The sequence below is a fragment of the Pantoea sp. KPR_PJ genome (assembly GCF_041386365.1).
Classification (GTDB): Bacteria; Pseudomonadota; Gammaproteobacteria; order Enterobacterales; family Enterobacteriaceae; genus Pantoea.
In genome coordinates this window covers 143,817-165,699 of record NZ_JABMIK010000001.1, presented here as the reverse complement: position 1 = coordinate 165,699, position 21,883 = coordinate 143,817, and the positions used below count along the sequence as shown (strand labels likewise).

At 56.0% G+C, this 21,883-nt stretch carries 16 protein-coding genes; 8 read left to right on the top strand and 8 right to left on the bottom strand.

All coding sequences use genetic code 11. The annotated features are described in order from the left end of the window. Window positions 1-27: 27 nt before the first annotated feature. The 6 genes from HP564_RS00775 to lrp all read right to left on the bottom strand — a co-directional run bounded on the left by HP564_RS00775 (window position 28) and on the right by lrp (window position 9,221). Window positions 28-1,179, bottom strand: a complete 1,152-nt coding sequence (locus HP564_RS00775; protein WP_371239262.1) for an MFS transporter — start codon at window positions 1,177-1,179, stop codon at window positions 28-30. Between the two features lie 304 nt (window positions 1,180-1,483). Beyond that, window positions 1,484-2,776 carry a serine--tRNA ligase gene (gene serS / locus HP564_RS00770; RefSeq protein WP_371239260.1) on the bottom strand — a complete coding sequence of 431 codons (1,293 nt, stop codon included), beginning with the start codon at window positions 2,774-2,776 and terminating at the stop codon, window positions 1,484-1,486. A 97-nt stretch (window positions 2,777-2,873) separates the two neighbouring features. Further along, window positions 2,874-4,217 carry a replication-associated recombination protein A gene (locus HP564_RS00765; RefSeq protein WP_371239258.1) on the bottom strand — a complete coding sequence of 448 codons (1,344 nt, stop codon included), beginning with the start codon at window positions 4,215-4,217 and terminating at the stop codon, window positions 2,874-2,876. Between the two features lie 7 nt (window positions 4,218-4,224). Beyond that, window positions 4,225-4,836, bottom strand: a complete 612-nt coding sequence (lolA, locus tag HP564_RS00760; protein ID WP_371239256.1) for an outer membrane lipoprotein chaperone LolA — start codon at window positions 4,834-4,836, stop codon at window positions 4,225-4,227. Between the two features lie 177 nt (window positions 4,837-5,013). After that, complete coding sequence (locus tag HP564_RS00755) at window positions 5,014-8,607, bottom strand: DNA translocase FtsK 4TM domain-containing protein (protein ID WP_371239254.1); 3,594 nt, start codon at window positions 8,605-8,607, stop codon at window positions 5,014-5,016. 119 nt (window positions 8,608-8,726) lie between these two features. Continuing rightward, on the bottom strand, window positions 8,727-9,221 hold the full coding sequence (gene lrp / locus HP564_RS00750; protein ID WP_006118610.1) for a leucine-responsive transcriptional regulator Lrp: 495 nt from the start codon (window positions 9,219-9,221) through the stop codon (window positions 8,727-8,729). A gap of 526 nt (window positions 9,222-9,747) precedes the next feature. Between lrp and trxB the strand changes: the two genes are divergently transcribed. From trxB to infA, 5 genes are all read left to right on the top strand, one after another. Then, window positions 9,748-10,716: a thioredoxin-disulfide reductase gene (gene trxB, locus HP564_RS00745; RefSeq protein WP_371239252.1), complete on the top strand. Its 969-nt coding sequence runs from the start codon at window positions 9,748-9,750 to the stop codon at window positions 10,714-10,716. Window positions 10,717-10,855: 139 nt separating this feature from the next. After that, window positions 10,856-12,625 carry a cysteine/glutathione ABC transporter permease/ATP-binding protein CydD gene (gene cydD, locus HP564_RS00740; protein ID WP_371239250.1) on the top strand — a complete coding sequence of 590 codons (1,770 nt, stop codon included), beginning with the start codon at window positions 10,856-10,858 and terminating at the stop codon, window positions 12,623-12,625. Further along, the gene (cydC, locus tag HP564_RS00735; RefSeq protein WP_371239248.1) at window positions 12,625-14,355 is read left to right on the top strand and encodes a cysteine/glutathione ABC transporter ATP-binding protein/permease CydC; all 1,731 of its coding nucleotides are present in this window, start codon (window positions 12,625-12,627) and stop codon (window positions 14,353-14,355) included. The genes cydD and cydC overlap by 1 nt, the downstream gene beginning before the upstream one ends. Window positions 14,356-14,386: 31 nt before the next feature. Then, the gene (gene aat, locus HP564_RS00730) at window positions 14,387-15,079 is read left to right on the top strand and encodes a leucyl/phenylalanyl-tRNA--protein transferase (protein ID WP_371239246.1); all 693 of its coding nucleotides are present in this window, start codon (window positions 14,387-14,389) and stop codon (window positions 15,077-15,079) included. Window positions 15,080-15,425: 346 nt separating this feature from the next. Further along, complete coding sequence (gene infA / locus HP564_RS00725; RefSeq protein WP_002211347.1) at window positions 15,426-15,644, top strand: translation initiation factor IF-1; 219 nt, start codon at window positions 15,426-15,428, stop codon at window positions 15,642-15,644. Window positions 15,645-15,732: 88 nt separating this feature from the next. On the opposite strand, the gene clpA is transcribed toward infA, so the two are convergent. Together clpA and clpS are read right to left on the bottom strand one after the other, a co-directional pair. Further along, the gene (gene clpA, locus HP564_RS00720) at window positions 15,733-18,009 is read right to left on the bottom strand and encodes an ATP-dependent Clp protease ATP-binding subunit ClpA (RefSeq protein WP_371239244.1); all 2,277 of its coding nucleotides are present in this window, start codon (window positions 18,007-18,009) and stop codon (window positions 15,733-15,735) included. A 58-nt stretch (window positions 18,010-18,067) separates the two neighbouring features. Next, a complete protein-coding gene (gene clpS, locus HP564_RS00715) occupies window positions 18,068-18,388 on the bottom strand; it encodes an ATP-dependent Clp protease adapter ClpS (protein WP_371239242.1) in 321 nt (106 codons plus the stop codon). A 321-nt stretch (window positions 18,389-18,709) separates the two neighbouring features. Here clpS and cspD point away from each other — a divergent pair, with 321 nt between their 5' ends. From cspD to poxB, 3 genes are all read left to right on the top strand, one after another. After that, window positions 18,710-18,931, top strand: a complete 222-nt coding sequence (cspD, locus tag HP564_RS00710; protein WP_371239240.1) for a cold shock-like protein CspD — start codon at window positions 18,710-18,712, stop codon at window positions 18,929-18,931. Window positions 18,932-19,121: 190 nt separating this feature from the next. Continuing rightward, window positions 19,122-20,021, top strand: a complete 900-nt coding sequence (locus HP564_RS00705; protein WP_371239238.1) for a lysine exporter LysO family protein — start codon at window positions 19,122-19,124, stop codon at window positions 20,019-20,021. A gap of 99 nt (window positions 20,022-20,120) precedes the next feature. Next, window positions 20,121-21,842: a ubiquinone-dependent pyruvate dehydrogenase gene (gene poxB / locus HP564_RS00700; protein WP_371239236.1), complete on the top strand. Its 1,722-nt coding sequence runs from the start codon at window positions 20,121-20,123 to the stop codon at window positions 21,840-21,842. Window positions 21,843-21,883 lie beyond the last annotated feature (41 nt).

Genomic DNA, 21,883 nt, shown 5'->3' with positions numbered 1-21,883 from the left:
CAAAGGTGTCAGCACTGAAAGCGGATATCAGGCGTGCGCCACCGGCGTTGCCTGATGATCGGCCTTTCGCAACAGCATCATCAGATAGATCAGCGCGACACCGGCAATCATAACGAACAGAATACGATCGGAGTAGCTCTGCATCAGCACAGCCGTCATGCTCGGCCCTGCCAGGCTACCCGCGGTATAGCTCAACAGCAGCGCCTGATTCATCGCCACCAGCTCGTGGTGCGCAACAGTTTCACAAGCCCATGACATCGCCACGGGATAGAGCGTAAAGCCAGCCAGGCCCAACACAAACAGCGCGGGAGCCATTGCAGCATTGGTTAACATCGCAATGGCACCGATGATTACAACGAAAACCTGCACGCGCAGTACCAGCAGTCGGCCAAAACGGTCGGCCAGACGGCCTACTGGCCACTGCCCGACAATACCGGCACTCACCAGTAGCGCCATCCAGTAGCCAACATTTGCATCACTCATGCCCTGATGAGAAAGGTAGAGCGGCATCAGCCCATAAAGCGACCCAAGCACAATGCCGGAAATAATACAGCCGTTGATGCCGAGTCGTGAACTGCGACGGCGCAGCATTGGCCAGATTTTACCCGGGGCGGCGTCAACGGCTTCACTGGCCGCCGTCACTTTGACAAACACCAGCGGCAGGATAGCGCAGCTCATCAAAGCGGTAATCCACGGAATGACGCTAAACAGTTCAGTAGAAACTCTGCTCACCAGTAGCTGGCCTGCCACAGTGCCCAGGTAATAAACGATCATGTAGGCGGCCAGAAGCTGGCCCCGGTTACGTATTGTGCCGCTGCACAGCAGCGCGCTTTCTACCACAACCCAGATCAGCGCACAGCCGATACCGGCGCTAAAACGCAGAACTGACCACGCCCAAAAACCATCCAGCATTAATAAACCCGCTGTTGCCACGGCGAAGATGATGGTCGCCAGATAGTAGCTGCGATTAAAGCCGTACTGCCTGATTAGCCAGCCCGCAATTAATGTACCGGCCAGATTACCCGTATAAAATGATGAACTCACGACGCCAACCTGCCAGGTCGCCAGTGCATCGTGAGTAAGCCATAGCGGAACCAGCGTATTAAGCACGGCAATTGCAACAGTCAGCAAAAGCAGGCCGCACAGCAGCAGCACCACGGGACGTGTCCAGGTAGACATAGGGATAAAACCAAAGAAAAGAGAGGAAGTTGCGCGCAGTTTGCCACTGACGAAATTAAAGGAAAAGCATAAAAAAACTGGTGCAGCACATTTTGCTGCAGGATAATTTAATTTATTAATCTTCAGTGGGTTACAGAAGTGTTAAAGGTGAGGGCTGTTTAAGCTATCTCTATGAATAACAGGGTTTTTGGGCCAGAGGCGCCTGAAGGCATCGATAACGTTTATTTCTGATAAACTTCACTTTTTTCTTTGTGCTCGGCATAAAAAAACCCGGACATGTCCGGGTTTAATGGTAGCGGGCGCGTTAGCCGATATATTCGACGCCATTCATATAAGGGCGCAAGACCTCCGGCACCTGAATACGTCCGTCAGCCTGCTGGTAGTTTTCCAGCACCGCAACCAGCGTGCGACCCACCGCCAGGCCGGAGCCATTCAGGGTGTGAACCAGGCGTGGCTTCTTATCTGCTTTGCTGCGGCAGCGAGCCTGCATACGGCGCGCCTGGAAATCCCACATATTCGAGCAGGAAGAGATTTCACGATAGGTATTTTGCGCCGGCAACCAGACTTCCAGATCGTAAGTTTTGCTGGAACCAGCACCCATATCGCCGGTGCACAGCAGCATTTTACGGTACGGCAGATTGAGCAACTGCAGCACTTTCTCCGCATGGCCTACCAGCTCTTCCAGCGCGTCCATGGAGGTTTCCGGCGCCACGATTTGCACCATCTCCACTTTGTCGAACTGATGCATGCGAATCAGACCACGGGTGTCTCGGCCGTATGAACCTGCTTCAGAGCGGAAACAAGGCGTATGCGCGGTCAGTTTGATCGGCAGACTCTCCTCTTCCACAATCTCGTCGCGCACCAGGTTGGTGAGCGGAACTTCAGCGGTTGGGATCAGCGCGTAGTTGCTGCTACCGGCTTCCTCATCCAGCGGACGGGTATGGAACAGGTCTTCGCCAAACTTAGGCAGCTGTCCCGTCCCGTAAAGCGTTTCATGGTTAACCAGGTAAGGCACGTAGGTTTCCAGATAGCCGTGCTGTTCCGTGTGCAGGTCAATCATAAACTGACTCAGCGCACGGTGCAGACGCGCAATCTGCCCCTGCATCACCACGAAGCGAGATCCGGTGAGCTTGACGGCAGAGGCAAAGTCGAGGCCTTTTGCCAGCTCACCCAGCTCAACATGATCTTTTACCTCAAAATCGAACTGGCGCGGCTCGCCCCAGCGGCTGATCTCCAGGTTTTCGCTGTCATCTTTACCCAGCGGCACTTCGTCCGCGGGCAGGTTTGGCAGCGCCAGCGCAAAATTACGAATGTCGTTCTGAAGGGCATCCAGTTCCGCTTTGGCCGCATCCAGGCGTTCACCCAGCGCGTTCACTTCCTGACGCAGCGGCTCGATGTCTTCCCCACGTGCTTTGGCCTGACCGATGGATTTGGATCGGGAGTTGCGCTCCGCCTGCAGATTTTCCGTTTCCACCTGCAAGACTTTACGACGCTCTTCAAGTGAGCGCAGCATTTCCACATCCAGTTTGAATCCTCGGCGTGCCAGTTTTTCTGCGACTGCGTCTGGCTCATTACGCAGCAGATTGGGATCGAGCATGCTTATCCTGTGTAATAAAGGTTAATAGAAGAGATAGAGGGATGTATTCCTGCTGGAATACATTGAAATCCTTGCTCACCTTACCGTAACGTCTGTTTCAGCGGTAGCGTTTTGTCGGGCTATTTTGATCCTGTTCAGCCAGCCAGGCGAGCTTTTCACCAATTTTGCCCTCAAGGCCACGTGCAGTGGGCAAGTAGTAACGCGTCTGCGCCATTTCCGGTGGAAAATAGACTTCACCCGCCGCGTAAGCGTGCTCTTCATCGTGGGCGTAACGGTATTCTTTGCCCAGCCCCATCTCCTTCATCAGGCGAGTTGGCGCATTGCGCAGATGCTCAGGCACATCATAGTCAGGATGCTCACGCGCATCGCGCATCGCCGCCTTAAACGCGGTATAGACAGCATTACTTTTTGGCGCGCAGGCCAGATAGACAATGGCCTGCGCAATGGCACGCTCGCCCTCGGCCGGGCCAACGCGAGTAAAACAGTCCCAGGCGGCAATGGCCACCTGCATCCCGCGCGGATCGGCATTACCCACATCTTCAGAGGCAATTGCCAGCAGGCGGCGCGCGACATAGAGCGGATCGCCACCGGCAGTAATGATACGCGCATACCAGTAGAGGGCGGCATCTGGCGCAGAGCCACGCACCGATTTATGCAACGCGGAAATCAGATCGTAGAAGCGGTCGCCTTTATTATCAAAGCGCGCGGCGCGTTCACCAGACACCTCAGTGAGCAACGCAGGCGTCAGCTCGCGCTTACCCTGCGCATTGCTTTCTGCCATATCCGCCATCATTTCCAGCGTGTTAAGCGCACGGCGCGCATCGCCGCCTACCAGCTCAGCAATCATACGTCGGGTATTATCCGGCAGCAGAATATCGCTATCGCCAAAGCCACGCGTTTTATCCTGCATCGCCTGATCCAGTACCTGCTCGATGTCTTCGCTAGTCAGCGACTTCAACAGGTAGACGCGCGCCCGTGAGAGCAGCGCTGAGTTAAGTTCAAACGACGGATTCTCGGTCGTGGCACCGATAAAAGTAATGGTGCCGTCTTCGATATGTGGCAGAAAGGCATCCTGCTGGCTTTTATTGAAGCGATGCACCTCATCAACAAACAGGATAGTGCGGCGTCCCACCTGACGGCTGTGTCGCGCACGTTCTATTGCCTCACGAATTTCCTTAACGCCTGAGGTGACAGCGGAGATACGCTCAACATCGGCATTAGCATAGCGAGCGATAATCTCCGCCAGGGTTGTTTTACCTGTGCCTGGCGGTCCCCAGAGGATCATTGAGTGGAGATGACCCGCCTCAATAGCACGCGGCAAAGGTTTACCGGGTGCCAGCAGATGCTGCTGCCCAATATATTGCTTAAGGGTTTCTGGGCGCATACGTGCCGCCAGCGGCTTGAAATCCTCAGAGGAAAAATCCAGAGACAGATTACCCACTCTTACCTCACTGACGCTGATCGTCTACCGTCACCCCTTTGGGCGGTGTGAAGGTAAATTTATCTGGGCTAATGGAGCCGTTTTTCTGGCTTTTAAGCTGATAGCTGCTGCGCTGGCCATCCTGCTCAATGGCGCTGAACTGATTGATGGTGCCTGCAGAGGTCACCGAAAGCGTGAACTGCCTGAGGTTGCCATCGCTGTTTTTGGGCGTCAGCTCAAAGGTATCGCCCTGCTGTTTGATATTGTACTGCTGCCAGTCGCTCGGCTGGTTGCGGGCTATCAGCATAAAAGGCGTATTGCTGGTGGCGTCTTTAAGCAGGCTTACGCTGGCCTGCTCAACAAACGGGTTATAGAACCACAGGTTTTTGCCATCGGAAATGATCACACTTTCGTCAGGCGCGGTCATATGCCAGTTAAACAGGCTGGGGCGTTTTACCCAGAGTTCACCCTCACCTTCCTGCACATTTGCACCGCTGCTGTCGGTTACTTTTTGGCTGAAGCTGGCGTGAAAACTGTTGACCTTGTTCAGACGCTGCTGCAAATCGCTGGAGGCATCCGCCATTACGCTGGCAGAAGCAAAAACGGCCAACAGGCCAGGCACGATTACGCGTAATTTCATCTGCTTGAATTCCTTATTTGTCTCTATCCAGTGAATACCGTTTTAATTCTGGTCGCCGTTCCGGCATTGAGCCAGGAGAAAAACCCGAAAGCGTTATCTGATATAAGGGGTGGCGCGTAGCTAAACAATGGGCCAGTAAAAACTGGCCCATGATTGTTTGTTGCAAAGCGTGTCGCGCTACATTTCGTGCGGCGGCGGAGAAAGCACTTCGCGGTTACCGTTGTGTCCGGGCTCTGACACAATCCCCTGCGCTTCCATCTGTTCAATAATGCGCGCAGCACGGTTGTAGCCAATGCGGAACTGACGCTGCACGCCGGAAATCGAAGCCCGGCGTTTATCCACCACAAAGGCTACCGCCTGATCAAACAGCGGATCGAGCTCTTCATCGCCCTCCAGACCACCGCTGCCGCCTTCGCTCTCTTCGCCCGCCGTAATACTTTCGATGTACTGCGGACGTCCGCGCGCTTTCCAGTCCTGCACTACGGCATGCACTTCCTGGTCGCGAACAAACGCGCCATGCACACGCACCGGCATCGAGGAGTTAGGCGGCATATAGAGCATGTCACCCATGCCCAGCAGCGATTCCGCACCACCCTGATCGAGAATAGTCCGTGAGTCAATTTTGCTTGAAACGGTGAAGGCGATACGCGTCGGGATGTTTGCCTTGATCAGGCCAGTAATCACATCCACCGACGGACGCTGCGTGGCAAGCACCAGGTGAATACCCGCTGCACGTGCTTTCTGGGCCAGACGTGCAATCAGCTCTTCTACTTTCTTGCCCACTGCCATCATCAGATCGGCGAACTCATCCACCAGCACCACGATATAAGGCAGTTTTTCCAGCACCGGCGGCGTGGTATCCATGCTGTCACCCGGCTTCCAGAACGGATCGGGAATAGGACGGCCCATCGCTTCCGCCTGCTCCACTTTTTCGTTGTAGCCAGCCAGATTACGCACGCCCAGCGCTGACATTAGCTTGTAGCGTCGCTCCATTTCACCCACGCTCCAGCGCAGCGCGTTGGCCGCATCCTTCATGTCGGTAACCACTTCCGTCAACAGGTGTGGGATGCCTTCGTAAACCGACAGCTCCAGCATTTTTGGATCGATCATAATAAAGCGGACTTCTTCCGGCGTCGCTTTATAGAGCATGCTGATGATCATGGTGTTAACGCCCACCGACTTACCGGAGCCGGTTGTCCCCGCTACCAGCAGGTGAGGCATTTTAGCCAGATCGGCCACTACCGGCTGACCGGCAATATCTTTACCCAGCACCACAGAGAGCGGCGACGGATTGTCGCGGAATTTTGCGCAGTCAAGCACTTCGCGCAGATATACCGTCTGGCGGTGCTTATTCGGTAACTCCAGACCCACATAGGGCTTGCCTGGGATCACTTCGACGACACGAACCGCAACCGCAGAGAGCGAACGGGCCAGGTCACGCGACAGATTGGATATCCGTGCGGCCTTCACGCCCGGCGCCAGGTCCAGCTCAAAGCGGGTAATCACCGGACCTGGTGAGATCCCTACCACTTCAGCTTTCACGCGATAGTCACCCAAGCGCGCTTCAACCAGCCGTGCCGTTTGCTCAAGCGCAAACATATCCACCGGCTCCTCTTCCGCAGGCGGCGAGGTGAGCAGGTCCAGCGTGGGCAGGGGCGTAGACGGCTTCTCCAGCGGCTGATTATGGCGCATCAGGAAAGGGTGAATCAGGCTATTGTCCAGCGAACCCGGCTGGGGAGCCTGCGACTGCACCGATGCAGAGACAGGCATCTGAACAGCAGGCGTCTCGACAGCGTCTGGTACAGAAGGCTCAATAGCGGCAGAAACGGGCGGTGCAGCGACAGGCACGGCGGGCTGAGGCACTGACGTCTCCGCTGGCTGCTGCCACGGCGTGTGTGTGGCCGCTGGCGCTTCAGGCTCTGGCGTACTGGCAATAGTGAACAGCGGTTCGCCTGGGCCTTCATCCACCAGATCTTTCATGGGTGAAAAATCAAATACCGACGACGTATCCAGAGTGAAAGCGGGCGCTTCCTGCTCAACGGCGCTGTAGCGCTGACGCTGCTGGGAAGCGAACTGTTGTGCCAGTGCAGCCTGCTCAGCCGCCTCTTCATGATCCTCTCGCGGCCGGGAAGCGAACGGCTGTGCCAGTGCAGCCTGCTCAGCCGCCTCTTCATGATCCTCTCGCGGCTGCCAGCTTTCACCATAGCGCTGCTGCTGCTGGCTGGCGAACGCGTCACGAAGCTGTGACTGCTGCTCATCGTCAGTCTGCTCATGCGACCATTCAGACTCGGCTTTCACCGGCTGAGGCGGCGTATCACTGGCCCGCAGCTGCTCTTCTGCTTTGGCTTTCTCTTCGGCCATGCGCTGAGAAGGCAGTTTAATACCGTAGGAAGCCAGCTCGCGGCGGGTAGGAAGCTTAACCGGATTAGGACGCGGTAGTGCCGGCCCGATGCCCTGCTTGACCTGAGGATTAGACGGCTCTTCCGGTGCAACATCAAACAGGGGTGCAGAGGAGCGCGACGACGCTGCGGTGGCAGCGCTGGTCGCGGCCATGCCTGCAGCAGCGCTTACCCCGGTGTCGCGCCAGTTGCCCATTTGTGGGCCATCGTCCTCTTCCCAGCCGGTAAAGGTGGGTGCCGATGGCTCATCTGGCATATCAAAATGATAACGCGGCGGCTCAGCCGCAACCTCTGGTTGAGGAGGCACAGCCGTAAAGGTATTCATTGTTTGCTGCGACGGCGCAGCGGAACGGGCGATCGCAGGCTGAACAGGCGGCGGCGAAGCAAGGGCCGACGGCATCACTTCTGCAACCTCTGGTGCCGCAACAGCTGGCGCAGATGGTGCAGCAGAAGGGACTACGGCAGACGCGACAGGGGTAGCAGACGACATTGCGGCAGCAGCCGTAGACGGCATTGCAGCCGCCGCGACAGGGGCAGCAACGCCCGCAGCTTCAGCAACAGAAGTCAGTGCAGCATCTGTCGCCGCGGCGGCTTTCGTCAGCAGCGGATCAGCATCGTCATGCGCAACGGTGTTTGCGCTGGTGCGCGGCGCTGAGAGCAGCACGTCATCTTCTTCCTGCGCAGCGGCTTTCAGGCGCGGCGCAGCTTCCGTCTCGTACTCATCCTCTTCATCTTCCTGCCAGGGCTCATCGCGGCGCGAGCGATTGCTTGCAAAGGTCAGCACGCCCATTACGACCCCGCCAATGCGCTCAGCAATCGTCAGCCAGGACCAGCCAGTATAAAGCGTCATGCCTGCCGCCCAGACGCAGAGCAGCGCCAGCGTACCCGTTGCCGGACTAAACCAGGGGGCAATAGCGTTACTGACCAGGCTGCCGATAACACCGCCGGAAGCAAAGTACCAGATGTCATCGGCGTTAAGCGCGGCCAGACCGCAGGTAGTGACCACCAGCGCCAGCACGCCTATCAGGCGCAGGCCGATAGCGAAATAGTCGATATAGTCCTGCTGGTCACGCTGGCGAAAGGCGATCCAGCAGAGCCCAATAATGACCGGGGGAATGGCATAAGCCATTACGCCAAAGATGAAAAGCAGCGTATCGGCCATCCAGGCTCCCACACCACCGCCGAGATTATGAATCGGCTCATGCCAGGCCGTTTGCGACCAGCTCGGATCGGACGGATTAAAGCTAATCAGGGAAACCATCAGATAGACGGCGAAAAGGGAGACGAGTATGAGTAACGCTTCCAGTAAACGACGTCCACTGCTAAGCGGTTTTAACGAAACTTCTTTGTCTTCTGTGTATTCCTGGCTCAAGAGAACTCTCCAGGTGCCTGTAAATTATGAAGGCAACAGCGTCGGGCAAGCCCGACGCTGGTCCTGTATGAATTCACAGGAGTGTATCGAAAGTTCACAGGTTTTGCACCTGCGCTGCGTTATCGGGTTTTGATCACCAGCCGATTGCTCTGTTTGACCTCTTCCATGACCACGTAAGTGCGCGTGTCGTTGACCCCCGGCAGGCGCAACAGGGTTTCGCCGAGCAGCTTACGGTAGGCGGACATATCGGGCACGCGTGTTTTTAGCAGGTAGTCGAAATCACCAGAAACCAGGTGACACTCTTGAGTTTCCTCAAGTTTTTGCACAGCGGCGTTAAACTGTTCAAACACATCAGGCGCACCACGATTCAGAGTAATCTCAACGAAAACCAGCAGTGACGCATCAAGATAGTGCGGGTTAAGTTGCGCGGTATAGCCAAGAATAAAACCCTGACGCTCCAGACGACGCACACGCTCAAGACATGGCGTAGGCGATAATCCTACGCGTTTGGAAAGCTCTACATTTGAAATACGACCATCTTTCTGAAGTTCATTCAGAATATTTCTGTCGATTCTGTCGAGATCTTTTCCGGGGCGTTTCTTATTGTCTACCATTATTATTGTCTCTCTTAATTCCTTCCCTTTACCTGCCACGCCCTGAAAACAGTCGCTGTCCAGAGCATTTATGGAAGTGAAGAAGTCACCTGTGCGCGCTCACGCATCCATCCGCATGACGCATGTTGTCTGTCCACATCATGCGTCATTACCCATGTCAGGCTGTTATTTATCCGGATTTAAGGGTAAAACAGCGAACGAAACCCTGTTTAGCCCCTTTCCTTCATCTTCGCTTCTGCCATTGTTTTCGCAAAAGCGCAGGCGATTGTCAAAGTAAAAAGACCAAATTCAGGACAAGATGCCAGACAGACCGCTGGGTTACTGTTTTTAAATGAGTATTTTTATAGCTGTGCACCAGTAAAAGCCGATTATTGCCCCTTTTTGGCGCAATGGACGTGCAAAACTGACTTTTATCGTCTACGCCGTTTGCAGCTATCGGCAACAAAATTTTCCAGCCCTTTTTTTGCCTCGTTAAATTCCCTACAATCCTGGGTCATGTTGTCAGCCGAATGAAACTGAGGATCCTATGAGTACGGCCAAACACAGTAAATTGCTCATTCTGGGCTCTGGCCCGGCGGGTTATACCGCAGCAGTCTATGCTGCACGCGCCAACCTGAATCCGGTACTCATCACCGGCCTCGAAAAAGGCGGTCAGTTGACCACCACTACTGAGGTAGAGAACTGGCCCGGCGACCCACACGATCTGACAGGCCCTTCGCTGATGGATCGCATGCACGAGCATGCCGAAAAATTTAACACCGAGATTATTTTCGATCATATCCATACCGTGGATTTGCAAAACCGGCCGTTTCGCCTTACGGGCGACAGCGGCGAATATACGGCTGATGCGCTGATTATTGCCACCGGCGCGTCTGCTCGCTATCTGGGTCTGCCCTCTGAAGAAGCGTTCAAAGGCAAAGGCGTCTCTGCCTGTGCTACCTGCGATGGATTTTTCTATCGTAATCAAAAGGTTGCCGTTATTGGCGGCGGCAATACCGCAGTGGAAGAGGCACTTTATCTGGCTAACATCGCTGCCGAAGTTCACCTGATCCACCGTCGCGACAGCTTCCGCGCAGAAAAAATCCTCATTGATCGCCTGATGGAAAAAGTACGTAACGGTAATATCGTTCTGCATACCGACCGTACGCTGGAGGAAGTGGTTGGCGATCAGATGGGCGTTACCGGCCTGACGCTACGTTCAACCCTCAACGAGGCGGAAACGGAGTCGCTGGAGGTTGCCGGTCTGTTTGTCGCCATTGGCCACAGTCCGAACACGGCGATTTTTGACGGGCAGCTGGCGCTGGAAAATGGCTACATCAAGGTGCAGTCTGGCCTGCATGGCAATGCCACACAAACCAGCATTCCTGGCGTTTTTGCAGCAGGTGACGTAATGGACCATATCTATCGTCAGGCTATTACCTCTGCGGGCACAGGCTGTATGGCCGCACTCGATGCTGAGCGTTATCTGGATGGTCTGGTTAAAAACGATCGGTAAGGTGTTAATCGCTTGATCTAAATCATCCGGGGCGACTGTTTTTCAGTCGCCTTTTTTTATGCCCTCGTGCTAGATTCGTGCGCCTGAAGAGAAACCCACTCTTGCTTTCGTTGGTCACTGACAACGCTTACGGTCACGCATGAAAAAAACGCGGCAACAGGAACTTAACCGCTGGCTGCGCCAGCAACGTGCTTTTGGCGGTCGCTGGCTGCGGCTGGCCATGCTTGCCGGACTGGCAAACGCGCTGGTGATCATTGCTCAGGCCTGGCTGCTGGCCTTTTTGCTACAGGCGCTGATTATCGAGCAACAGCTACGCACGCGCCTTCTCCTGCCCTTTACCCTTTTACTGCTCTGTTTTGTACTGCGTGCCGGGCTTAACTATGCCCGGGAGAGTGCAGGCTTTCGCGCCGGGCAGGCGATTCGTCAGGCGCTACGCCAGCAGATACTGGATCGTCTCTCCTCGCTGGGCCCTGCGTGGATCCGCGGCAAACCTGCGGGTAGCTGGGCCACGCTGCTGCTTGAACAGATTGAAGAGATGCAGGATTACTATGCACGCTATCTGCCACAGATGACGCTGGCAGCGCTGATCCCCCTCTGCATACTTCTGACCATTTTCCCGCTCAACTGGGCCGCTGGTCTCATCCTGCTGGTGACCGCACCGCTGATTCCGCTCTTTATGGCGCTGGTCGGCATGGGAGCAGCCGATGCTAACCGCCGCAACTTTGTTGCCCTGACGCGCCTGAGCGGCGATTTTCTCGATCGCATTCGTGGACGTGAAACCCTGCGCCTGTTTCATCGCGCCGATGCCGAAACGCGCGCTATCGCTGACTCAACAGCTGATTTTCGCCAGCGGACCATGGACGTACTGCGCCTCGCCTTTCTCTCGTCAGCCGTGCTGGAATTTTTTGCCTCGCTGGCGATTGCGATCGTCGCGGTTTACTTCGGATTTTCCTATCTTGGGGAACTGCATTTTGGCGCATACGGGCAAGGCGTGACCCTGTTCGCCGGTTTTGTCGCCCTGATTCTGGCTCCCGAATTTTTTCAGCCGCTGCGCGATTTAGGTACGTTTTACCATGCCAAAGCGCAGGCGATCGGGGGCGCAGACGCACTGGAGCGCTTTATGCGCGAAAGCCCTGAGCCAGAGCAACCGACAGGTTCTGTTGTTCCTGAGGCCGACGCCCCCCTCACCCTGGTTGCGCAGGATCTGATTGTGTTGAGCGCAGATAAACAAAAACTGTGCGGTCCGCTGAACTTTACGCTTGCGGCGGGTCAGCGCGTGGCGCTAACAGGAGAGAGTGGCGCAGGCAAAACCGTGCTGATGAACGTGCTGCTCGGCTTTCTGCCTTATGACGGTTCACTGCGCGCCAACGGTGTTGAGCTGCGTGAGATAAGCCGCACCCACTGGCAGCAGCAGATCGCCTGGCTTGGCCAGAATCCCCAGCTGCCCGCCGACACGCTCTATGACAATATCGTGATGGGTAACGCACAGCCTGACGCCGAACTGGATGAGCTGTTAGCAGACTGCGGCGTTGATGAGTTTTTACCGCGCCTTGCTGAAGGGGTAGCAACGCGCGTGGGTGATGAAGGCGCAGGGCTCTCTGTCGGACAGGCGCAGCGCATTGCGCTGGCTCGCGCACTCTATAAGCCTGCGCGTCTGCTGCTGCTGGATGAGCCAGCCGCCAGCCTCGACAGCCGCAGCGAACAGCATGTCATGCGCGCGCTTGATAAGGCGTCACGGCAGCAGACCACGCTGATGATCACCCATCAGCTCGATCAGATAGCGCACTGGGATGCCATCTGGGTGATGCAGGAAGGCAGGCTGGTGCAGCAGGGAAGCGGGCAACAGCTGGCGCGCGAAGCGGGTCCCTTTTCCCGCATGGTTTCCTGTCGTCAACAGGAGATTCGTTAATGTCTGCCCTGTTTCCGTTTTTGCGTCTGTTTCAACGCCATCCTTACCGGCTGCTGCTGGGGGTGCTGCTTGCGATTGTGACGCTGCTGGCCAGTATTGGCCTGCTGGCACTGTCAGGCTGGTTTCTTGCCGCCTCTTCGCTGGCAGGCATGGCAGGCCTCTATAGTTTTAACTATATGTTGCCCGCAGCTGGGGTACGCGGTGCGGCCATTATTCGCACTGCTGCCCGTTACTGTGAGCGCCTGGTCAGCCATGACGCCACGTTTCGCGTACTGCAACATCTTCGGGTCTTTACTTTCAGCCGCCTGATTGCGCTGGCACCCGGGCAGCTGGCCGCCTTCCGTCAGGGCGATCTGCTTAACCGGTTTGTTAGCGATGTCGATACGCTCGATCATCTTTATTTGCGCGTTATCGCTCCGCTTGCCGGAGCTTTTGTCGTGATTCTGGTGGTGACGCTGGGTATCAGTCTGATAGACAGCGAGCTGGCGTTGGTGCTGGGCGGCGTCATGCTGGCAACGCTGATCATGCTGCCGCCGCTGTTTTATCGACTGGGTGCGCCCGCCGGGCAGATCATCGCGCAGCAGCGTGCGCGCTGGCGTTTACAGCTAATGCACTGGCTGAGCGGTCAGGCAGAACTGTCTGTCTACGGTCTGTCTGCGCGCTGGCGACAGCAGCTCGATCATCATGAACGATGCTGGCAAAAAGCACAGCGTCGGCAGCATCACCTGCAGGCGCTGTCGCAAAGTTTACTGGTGCTGCTGAGCGGCGGAACCGTTACGCTGCTGCTTTGGATGAGCGCAGACGGGTTGGCGCACTGGCCGACACCCGGTGCCCTCACCGCACTGATCGTGTTCTGCGCGCTGGCGGCTTTTGAAGCCCTTGCCCCGGTTGCAGGTGCTTTTCTGCCAATGGCGCAGGTGATGGCCGCCGCCGATCGCGTCAACGCCATCGTCGATCAGACGCCTGCCCTTATTTTTCCCCAGACGTCAGCTATTGCGCCAGGCAGTCTGACCGTAGCCCTGGAGGCGGTGACCTTTCATTATCCGCAGCGGGCTGAAGCCGTGCTGCACAACCTTTCTCTGCAAGTGCAGGCAGGTGAGCGTATCGCTCTGCTCGGCCCCACGGGCTGCGGCAAATCCACCCTGCTGGCGCTGCTCACACGCGCCTGGGATGTTGAGACGGGCTCCGTCATGTTGCAAAACGTCGCCCTGCACAACTGGGATGAGAGATCGCTGCGCCAGCGCATCAGCGTTGTCACCCAGCGCGTGCACCTGTTTAATCAGACGCTGCGGGAGAATTTACGCGTAGCGCGTCCTGAAGCCAGCGATGCGCAACTCAGTGACGCCTTACGTCAGGCAGGCCTGACGCGTCTGCTGGAAAGCGAGGAAGGGCTTAATGCCTGGCTGGGCGAAGGGGGACGGGCTTTGTCGGGCGGTGAACTGCGTCGTCTGGCTATCGCGCGGGCGCTGCTGCACGACGGCGATCTCTGGCTGCTGGATGAACCCACTGAGGGGCTTGATGCCACCACCGAGCACCATATTCTGGAACTGTTGCAGCAGGTTACCGCGGGCAAAACGCTGATCATGGTCACGCACCGGCTTACAGGGCTGACCGCGCTGGACCGCATCTGCGTAATGGACAACGGGCAGATTGTTGAGCAGGGTCATCACCACGAATTAATCTCAAAAGCGGGGCGCTACTGGCATTTCCATCAGCGCTTTGCGCTATAGTCTTAGCGAAAAGCTGATGAGTAGAGATGCAATGAGACTGGTGCAACTGTCACGGGAATCCCTTCACTTTCCTCCGCCTGAAATGGCGCTGCGCGAACCCAACGGCCTGCTGGCGATGGGGGGCGATCTCTCCCCTGCCCGCCTGCTCAGTGCTTATCAGCATGGTATTTTTCCTTGGTTCTCGGCTGGCGACCCCATCCTGTGGTGGTCACCCGATCCCCGCGCAGTTCTGCTGCCAGACGCTTTCCATCTTAGCCGCAGTATGGCGCGCTTTCATCGGCGCTCACCCTATCGCGTCACCATGAACCAGGCATTCTTTGATGTAGTTGAGGGCTGCGCCACCCATCGCCAGGAGGGGACCTGGATTACCTTTGAGGTAAAGCGTGCCTGGCAGCGGCTGTATGAGCTGGGACATGCCCACTCCATTGAAGTGTGGCAGGATGGTGAGCTGGCTGGCGGCATGTATGGCATGGCGCTTGGGCAAATCTTCTGCGGCGAGTCGATGTTCAGCCGACGCGAAAACGCCTCAAAAACGGCTCTCTGGGTGTTTTGCCAGCATTTTGTCCAACACCAGGGCAAACTGGTGGATTGCCAGGTTCTGAACCCGCATACCGCGTCGCTGGGTGCCGTGGAGATCCCTCGTGTCGACTATTTGCAGTCTCTTCAGACCCTTGCCTGGCAGCCCGTCAGTGCAGGCTGCTGGCGTACACAAACGCTTTTTTAAGCCCGCGCAGATGTTTTGCACACAATCAGGCGTAAAAGTGGTATAATAGTCGCGTTTGGTATGTCGTCCGCGCTTCGCAACGGCGAGCCGGAATTGCCAGGCTGGGAATCCTAACGCACTCCCGGAACTGTTTCAGATGAGCGCGTGTTACCGCCAACTGATGCAGATTCTTAGCCCGCTAATCCCCCGCAGACGTCACATAAACACCCGAATTTAACCGAGATGCTCGTGCCTGGCGCGAAGCACGGCGAAGCGTTGGCCTTGTTGCCAACGTTTCTTTACATAAATCATGGAATTCGGCATTATCTTGCCGGTTCACTGAAAGCTAGTCCACCCAGAGGATTCGATGGCCAAAGAAGACAATATTGAAATGCAAGGTACCGTACTTGATACGTTACCTAACACCATGTTCCGCGTAGAGCTTGAAAACGGGCACGTGGTTACCGCTCATATCTCCGGTAAAATGCGCAAAAACTATATCCGCATCCTGACGGGCGACAAAGTGACTGTTGAGCTGACCCCGTACGACCTGAGCAAAGGCCGCATTGTCTTCCGTAGCCGCTAAGCGGCTACCTCTCGCTTTCATCGTCAGACGGCGGTGAAAAAAAAGGCCAGATTCGCATCTGGCCTTTTCTATTTCTACCTTACCGCACTCAGTGTACCGTTCCTTCCGTTTTGCGTTTTTCCGCGCTGAGGAAGTGATAGGTCAGCTGGTTCTTCTCTTTATCGAGCGCCACCGAAACCGATCCTCCATCGACCAGCGAACCAAACAGCAGTTCGTTAGCCAGCGGTTTTTTGAGGCTTTCCTGCACCGTACGCGCCATCGGGCGTGCGCCCATCGCTTTGTCGTAGCCTTTCTCAGCCAGCCAGTCGCGCGCTTCGTCGCTGACTTCCAGCGAAACGCCTTTGGCATCCAGCTGTGCCTGCAGTTCAACAATAAACTTGTCCACAACCTGATGGATAACATCCGTTGACAGATGGCGGAACCAGATAATGTTGTCGAGACGGTTACGGAACTCTGGCGTAAAGATCTTTTTGATCTCCTCCATCGCATCGGTGCTGTTATCCTGATGGATCAGACCAATGGATTTACGTTCCGTTTCACGTACCCCTGCGTTGGTGGTCATCACCAGCACCACGTTACGGAAGTCTGCTTTACGGCCGTTATTGTCAGTCAGCATACCGTTGTCCATCACCTGCAACAGCAGGTTAAAGACGTCCGGGTGCGCTTTCTCAATTTCGTCAAGCAGCACAACCGCGTGGGGATGCTTGATCACTGCGTCGGTCAGCAGACCGCCCTGATCGAAGCCCACATAGCCCGGAGGCGCACCGATCAGACGGCTGACCGTATGGCGTTCCATATATTCGGACATATCAAAACGCAGCAGCTCGATACCCAGCGCTTTCGCCAGCTGAACCGTAACTTCCGTTTTCCCGACGCCGGTCGGACCGGCAAACAGGAAGGAACCTACCGGTTTGCGATCCTGGCCAAGACCCGCGCGGCTCATTTTGATCGCCTCGGTCAGCGCTTCTATCGCATTATCCTGACCAAACACCAGCATTTTCAGACGATCGCCGAGGTTTTTCAGCGTGTCACGGTCTGTTGCAGAAACGCTCTTTTCAGGAATGCGCGCGATACGCGCCACTACCGATTCGATATCCGCCACGTTGATGGTTTTCTTACGCTTGCTGACAGGCATCAGGCGTGCCCGCGCACCCGCTTCATCAATCACGTCAATCGCTTTGTCCGGCAGATGACGGTCATTGATATATTTCACCGCCAGCTCAACCGCCGCACGCACGGCTTTCGCCGTATAACGCACGTCATGATGCGCTTCATATTTTGGCTTCAGGCCGTTCAGGATCTGTACGGTTTCATCTACGGAAGGTTCAGTGATGTCGATCTTCTGGAAGCGACGCGCCAGCGCACGGTCCTTTTCGAAGATATTGCTGAACTCCTGATAGGTCGTCGACCCCATCACGCGGATTTTGCCGCTGGAAAGCAGTGGCTTAATCAGGTTGGCCGCATCGACCTGTCCACCCGAGGCGGCTCCTGCGCCGATGATAGTATGGATCTCATCGATAAACAGAATGCTGCTGTTGTCCTGCTCCAGTTGTTTCAGCAAGGCTTTGAAACGCTTTTCAAAGTCACCGCGATATTTGGTGCCCGCCAGCAGCGAACCGATATCCAGCGAGTAGATAGTGCAATCTTTCATCACTTCCGGCACGTCGCCCTGAACGATGCGCCAGGCGAGCCCCTCTGCGATGGCGGTTTTACCGACGCCAGACTCACCCACCAGCAGCGGGTTATTTTTACGACGGCGGCACAGTACCTGAACGGTGCGCTCCAGCTCTTTGTCGCGACCTATCAGCGGATCGATTCCGCCGACGCGAGCAAGCTGATTAAGATTGGTGGTGAAGTTTTCCATACGATCCTCCCCGCCTGCTTGCTCTTCATTGACCGGATTCTCGTTATGGGGCGCCTGACCAGGTTCGTCTTTGCGCGTCCCGTGGGAGATGAAGTTCACCACGTCGAGACGGCTGACTTCATGTTTACGCAGCAGATAAGCCGCCTGCGACTCCTGCTCGCTAAAGATGGCGACCAGCACGTTAGCGCCAGCGACTTCGCTGCGCCCTGATGACTGGACATGGAATACCGCACGCTGCAACACGCGCTGGAAGCTGAGCGTGGGTTGTGTATCGCGCTCTCCTTCGATGGCGGGCAGCACCGGTGTGGTTTGTTCAATGAAAGCTTCGAGTTCTTGCCGCAGCGCGGCAATATCGACGGTACAGGCTTCCAGTGCCTCTCTGGCCGACGGGTTGCTGAGCAGAGCCAGCAACAAATGCTCGACGGTCATAAACTCATGACGGTGCTCACGCGCTCTGGCGAAAGCCATGTTTAAACTGAGTTCCAGTTCTTGATTGAGCATAAGGCACCTCCCCCAATTATCGCTCTGACAACCTCACCTTCACTATATGAGGGCGAGTTCAGGCTTTTTCCAGCGTACACAGCAATGGATGCTGATTTTCCCGCGCGTAATTGTTCACCTGGGCGACCTTGGTCTCCGCGACTTCAGCGGTAAAGACACCGCAGATCGCTTTCCCGTGGTAGTGAACTTTCAGCATCAGTTGCGTTGCACGTTCAACATCATAAGAAAAGAACTTTTGCAGAACGTCAATAACAAATTCCATAGGCGTATAATCGTCATTATTCAGGATGACTTTATACATCGAAGGCGGCCTGAGGCCCTCCTTCACTTTATCTTCGGCCAGATGTTCAAAGTTAAGCCAGTCGTTAGTGTTTGCCATAATGTTCCGTTGAAATTCTGCCCATCGATACGGACGATCAGCTATCCGTACTTAGAGTTTAACACGCCTGTCAAGCACCCTTCCGTCACGTTAATTTTTGCTGAAAAAAACATCGCGCGACCTGCATCACAAAATTCGCAATAGCGTTAACTGCCTCAAATTTTGATGATTTTATCTCCATGCACGCCTGGGGTTTGCTTGACGCCAGAGTCCGTTTCTCTACATTCTACAGACACAAGCTGATTGAGTTTTAAACAAACTCGACTCACAGCTTAAATTACTCACCTGGTTATCAAAATGTCTTGCGAGGGAAGTAAAAGCATGGAGACGGGTACTGTTAAATGGTTCAACAACGCCAAGGGCTTCGGCTTTATCTGTCCGATCGGCGGCGGCGAAGATATCTTTGCGCACTATTCTACAATTCAGATGGATGGTTACAGAACGCTAAAAGCCGGACAACAAGTTCAGTTTGATGTTCATGAGGGCCCGAAAGGCAATCATGCCAGCCTGATCGTCCCGGTCGACGCAGTGCAGCATGCCTGAACGTCTGTCATCCCATTCTGAACACTCCGCAAAAAAATGCCAGCCGTCCTGCTGGCATTTTTCTCTCTGGCGCACATGCGGTTAACTGACGTTTCCTCCGGTCGCTGCCCCGCTGCCACGTAACTGTTTACTCTCTTACTCTTTTTCGCTAGCGTTATCGCCAATTTTTCGTAGGGAAACGCTGTTTGCTATGTATTCAGGACTTGTGATCATTTTGCTGCCGCTGATTATCGGCTGGTTATTGCCGCTGCGTCAGCCCACCGTACTGCGTATCGTCAATCGCCTGTTGGGCTGGATGGTTTACATCATCCTGTTTTTTATGGGCATCAGCCTCGCTTTTCTCGACAATCTCAGCCGCAATCTGCTCAGCGTGTTTCACATTGCGCTCATCAGCGCGCTGGCCATCCTGCTCTGCAACCTGCTGGCGCTGCGCCTGCTGGAGAAACGCTGCCCCTGGCAGCACAAGCATAAACAAGAAGCCCTGCCGTCACGCTGGCGCATGGTATTTGATTCCCTGACGCTGTGCGGTGTCGTGGTGCTGGGTTTTCTGGCCGGACTGACACCGCTCTCTTTTCTGCGCCACGCCGCCACTGCCAGCGAGTATGCGCTGATCCTGCTGCTGTTTCTTGTGGGCCTGCAGCTACGCGGCAGCGGTATGACGCTGCGTCAGATTCTGCTAAACCGCCGCGGCATGATGGTTTCGGTGGTGGTGCTGCTGAGCGCGCTTTCTGGCGGTGCGATTGCCGCCGCGCTACTGGGTCTGCCACTAAAGACCGGCCTGGCCCTGGCCAGTGGGTTTGGCTGGTACTCGCTTTCAGGCATTCTGATGACGGAGTCATTTGGCCCTGTTATCGGCAGCGCCGCTTTCTTTAACGATCTACTGCGTGAGCTGGTAGCCATTATGCTCATCCCTGGCCTGATTGCCCGGCATCGCTCCAGTGCGCTGGGGCTGTGCGGTGCGACGGCGATGGATTTTACGCTGCCGGTACTCCAGCGCGCAGGCGGCAATGAGATCGTTCCTGCCGCCATCGTACATGGATTCGTGATGAGCCTGCTGGCACCGCTGCTTATCGCCTTTTTCTCCGCCTGACGCACAGCGCACTTTTTCACGGCTGCGCTGGCAAAACCTCGACTAGGCTTCTTCTTTGTCCGCCATCGGGAAGATGGCTTATTGCCAGAGGAGAGGAAAATGAAACAGACCGTTGCGGCGCTGATCGCGAAAACACTGGAAAACGCAGGCGTCAAACGAATCTGGGGCGTCACCGGCGACTCCCTTAACGGGCTGAGCGACAGCCTGAACCGCATGGGCACCATCGAGTGGATGCCAACGCGTCATGAAGAGGTGGCGGCCTTCGCAGCGGGCGCAGAGGCGCACGTCAGCGGCGAACTGGCCGTCTGCGCGGGTTCCTGCGGCCCCGGCAACCTGCATCTGATCAATGGCCTGTTCGACTGCCACCGTAACCGCGTGCCGGTGCTGGCGATTGCCGCGCACATCCCTTCCAGCGAAATTGGCAGCGGCTACTTTCAGGAGACGCATCCTCAGGAGCTGTTCCGCGAATGTAGCCACTATTGCGAACTGGTCTCCAGCCCGGAGCAACTGCCGCAGGTGCTGGGCATCGCCATGCGCAAAGCGATACTGAACCGAGGCGTGTCTGTTATTGTGCTGCCAGGCGATGTTGCGCTGAAGCCCGCCCCTGAAGGTGGCTCTGCGGAATGGTATCCTCCCCTGCAGCCGCAGATTCAGCCGCAGGAAGGCGAGCTGGCGCAGCTGGCGCAAACGCTGAATGATGCCGGCAATATTACGCTGCTGTGCGGGAGCGGCTGCGCCGGCGCTCACGAGGAGGTGGTGCGACTGGCAGCAACGCTCAAAGCCCCTGTGGTTCACGCACTGCGTGGCAAAGAGCACATTGAGTATGACAATCCCTACGATGTTGGCATGACCGGGCTGATCGGCTTCTCATCGGGTTATCACGCCATGATGAATGCCGATACGCTGGTACTGCTTGGCACGAAATTCCCCTATCGCGCCTTCTACCCTGAACAGGCAAAAATCATTCAGATCGATATCGATCCCGGCAGCCTGGGCGCGCATTGCCATGTCGATCAGGCTTATGTGGGCGCGGTGAAGCCCACGCTTCAGGCGCTGCTGCCCCGTCTGGACAAGAAAGCTGACCGTCACCATCTTGACAGCGCGCTGGAACATTATGCTGACGCACGTAAAGGCCTGGATGAGCTGGCAAACGCCAACGATAAACAGGCCATTCATCCACAATACCTGGCGCAGCAGATTAGCCACTACGCCAGCGACGATGCCATTTTCACCTGCGACGTTGGCACGCCCACCGTCTGGGCCGCGCGTTATCTGAAGATGAACGGGCGTCGTCGTCTGCTCGGCTCGTTTAACCATGGCTCTATGGCCAATGCCATGCCGCAGGCGCTGGGTGCTCAGGCGCTGGATCGTCAGCGTCAGGTAGTGGCGCTGTGCGGCGATGGCGGGTTCAGCATGCTGATGGGTGATTTTATTACCCTCGCGCAGCTTAAGCTGCCGGTGAAGCTGGTGATTTTCAATAACAGCGTGCTGGGTTTTGTCGCTATGGAGATGAAAGCGGGCGGCTATCTCACTGACGGCACCGAGCTGGATAATCCTGATTTTGCCGCTATTGCCGAAGCCTGTGGCATCAAGGGGCTGCGCGTGGAAAAAGCCTCAGCGCTTAACAGCGCGCTGGAGCAGGCGTTTGCCCATCCTGGTCCGGTGCTGGTGGATGTGATTACCGCTAAAGAAGAGCTGGCGATGCCGCCGCAGATCAAGATGGAGCAGGCAAAAGGTTTCAGCCTCTATATGCTGCGTGCGATTCTGAATGGCCGCGGCGACGAGGTAGTGGAGCTGGCGAAAACCAACTGGCTGCGGTAAAAGAGAAGGAACAGAGCGGGCGTTGACTTTCACCTCAGCGT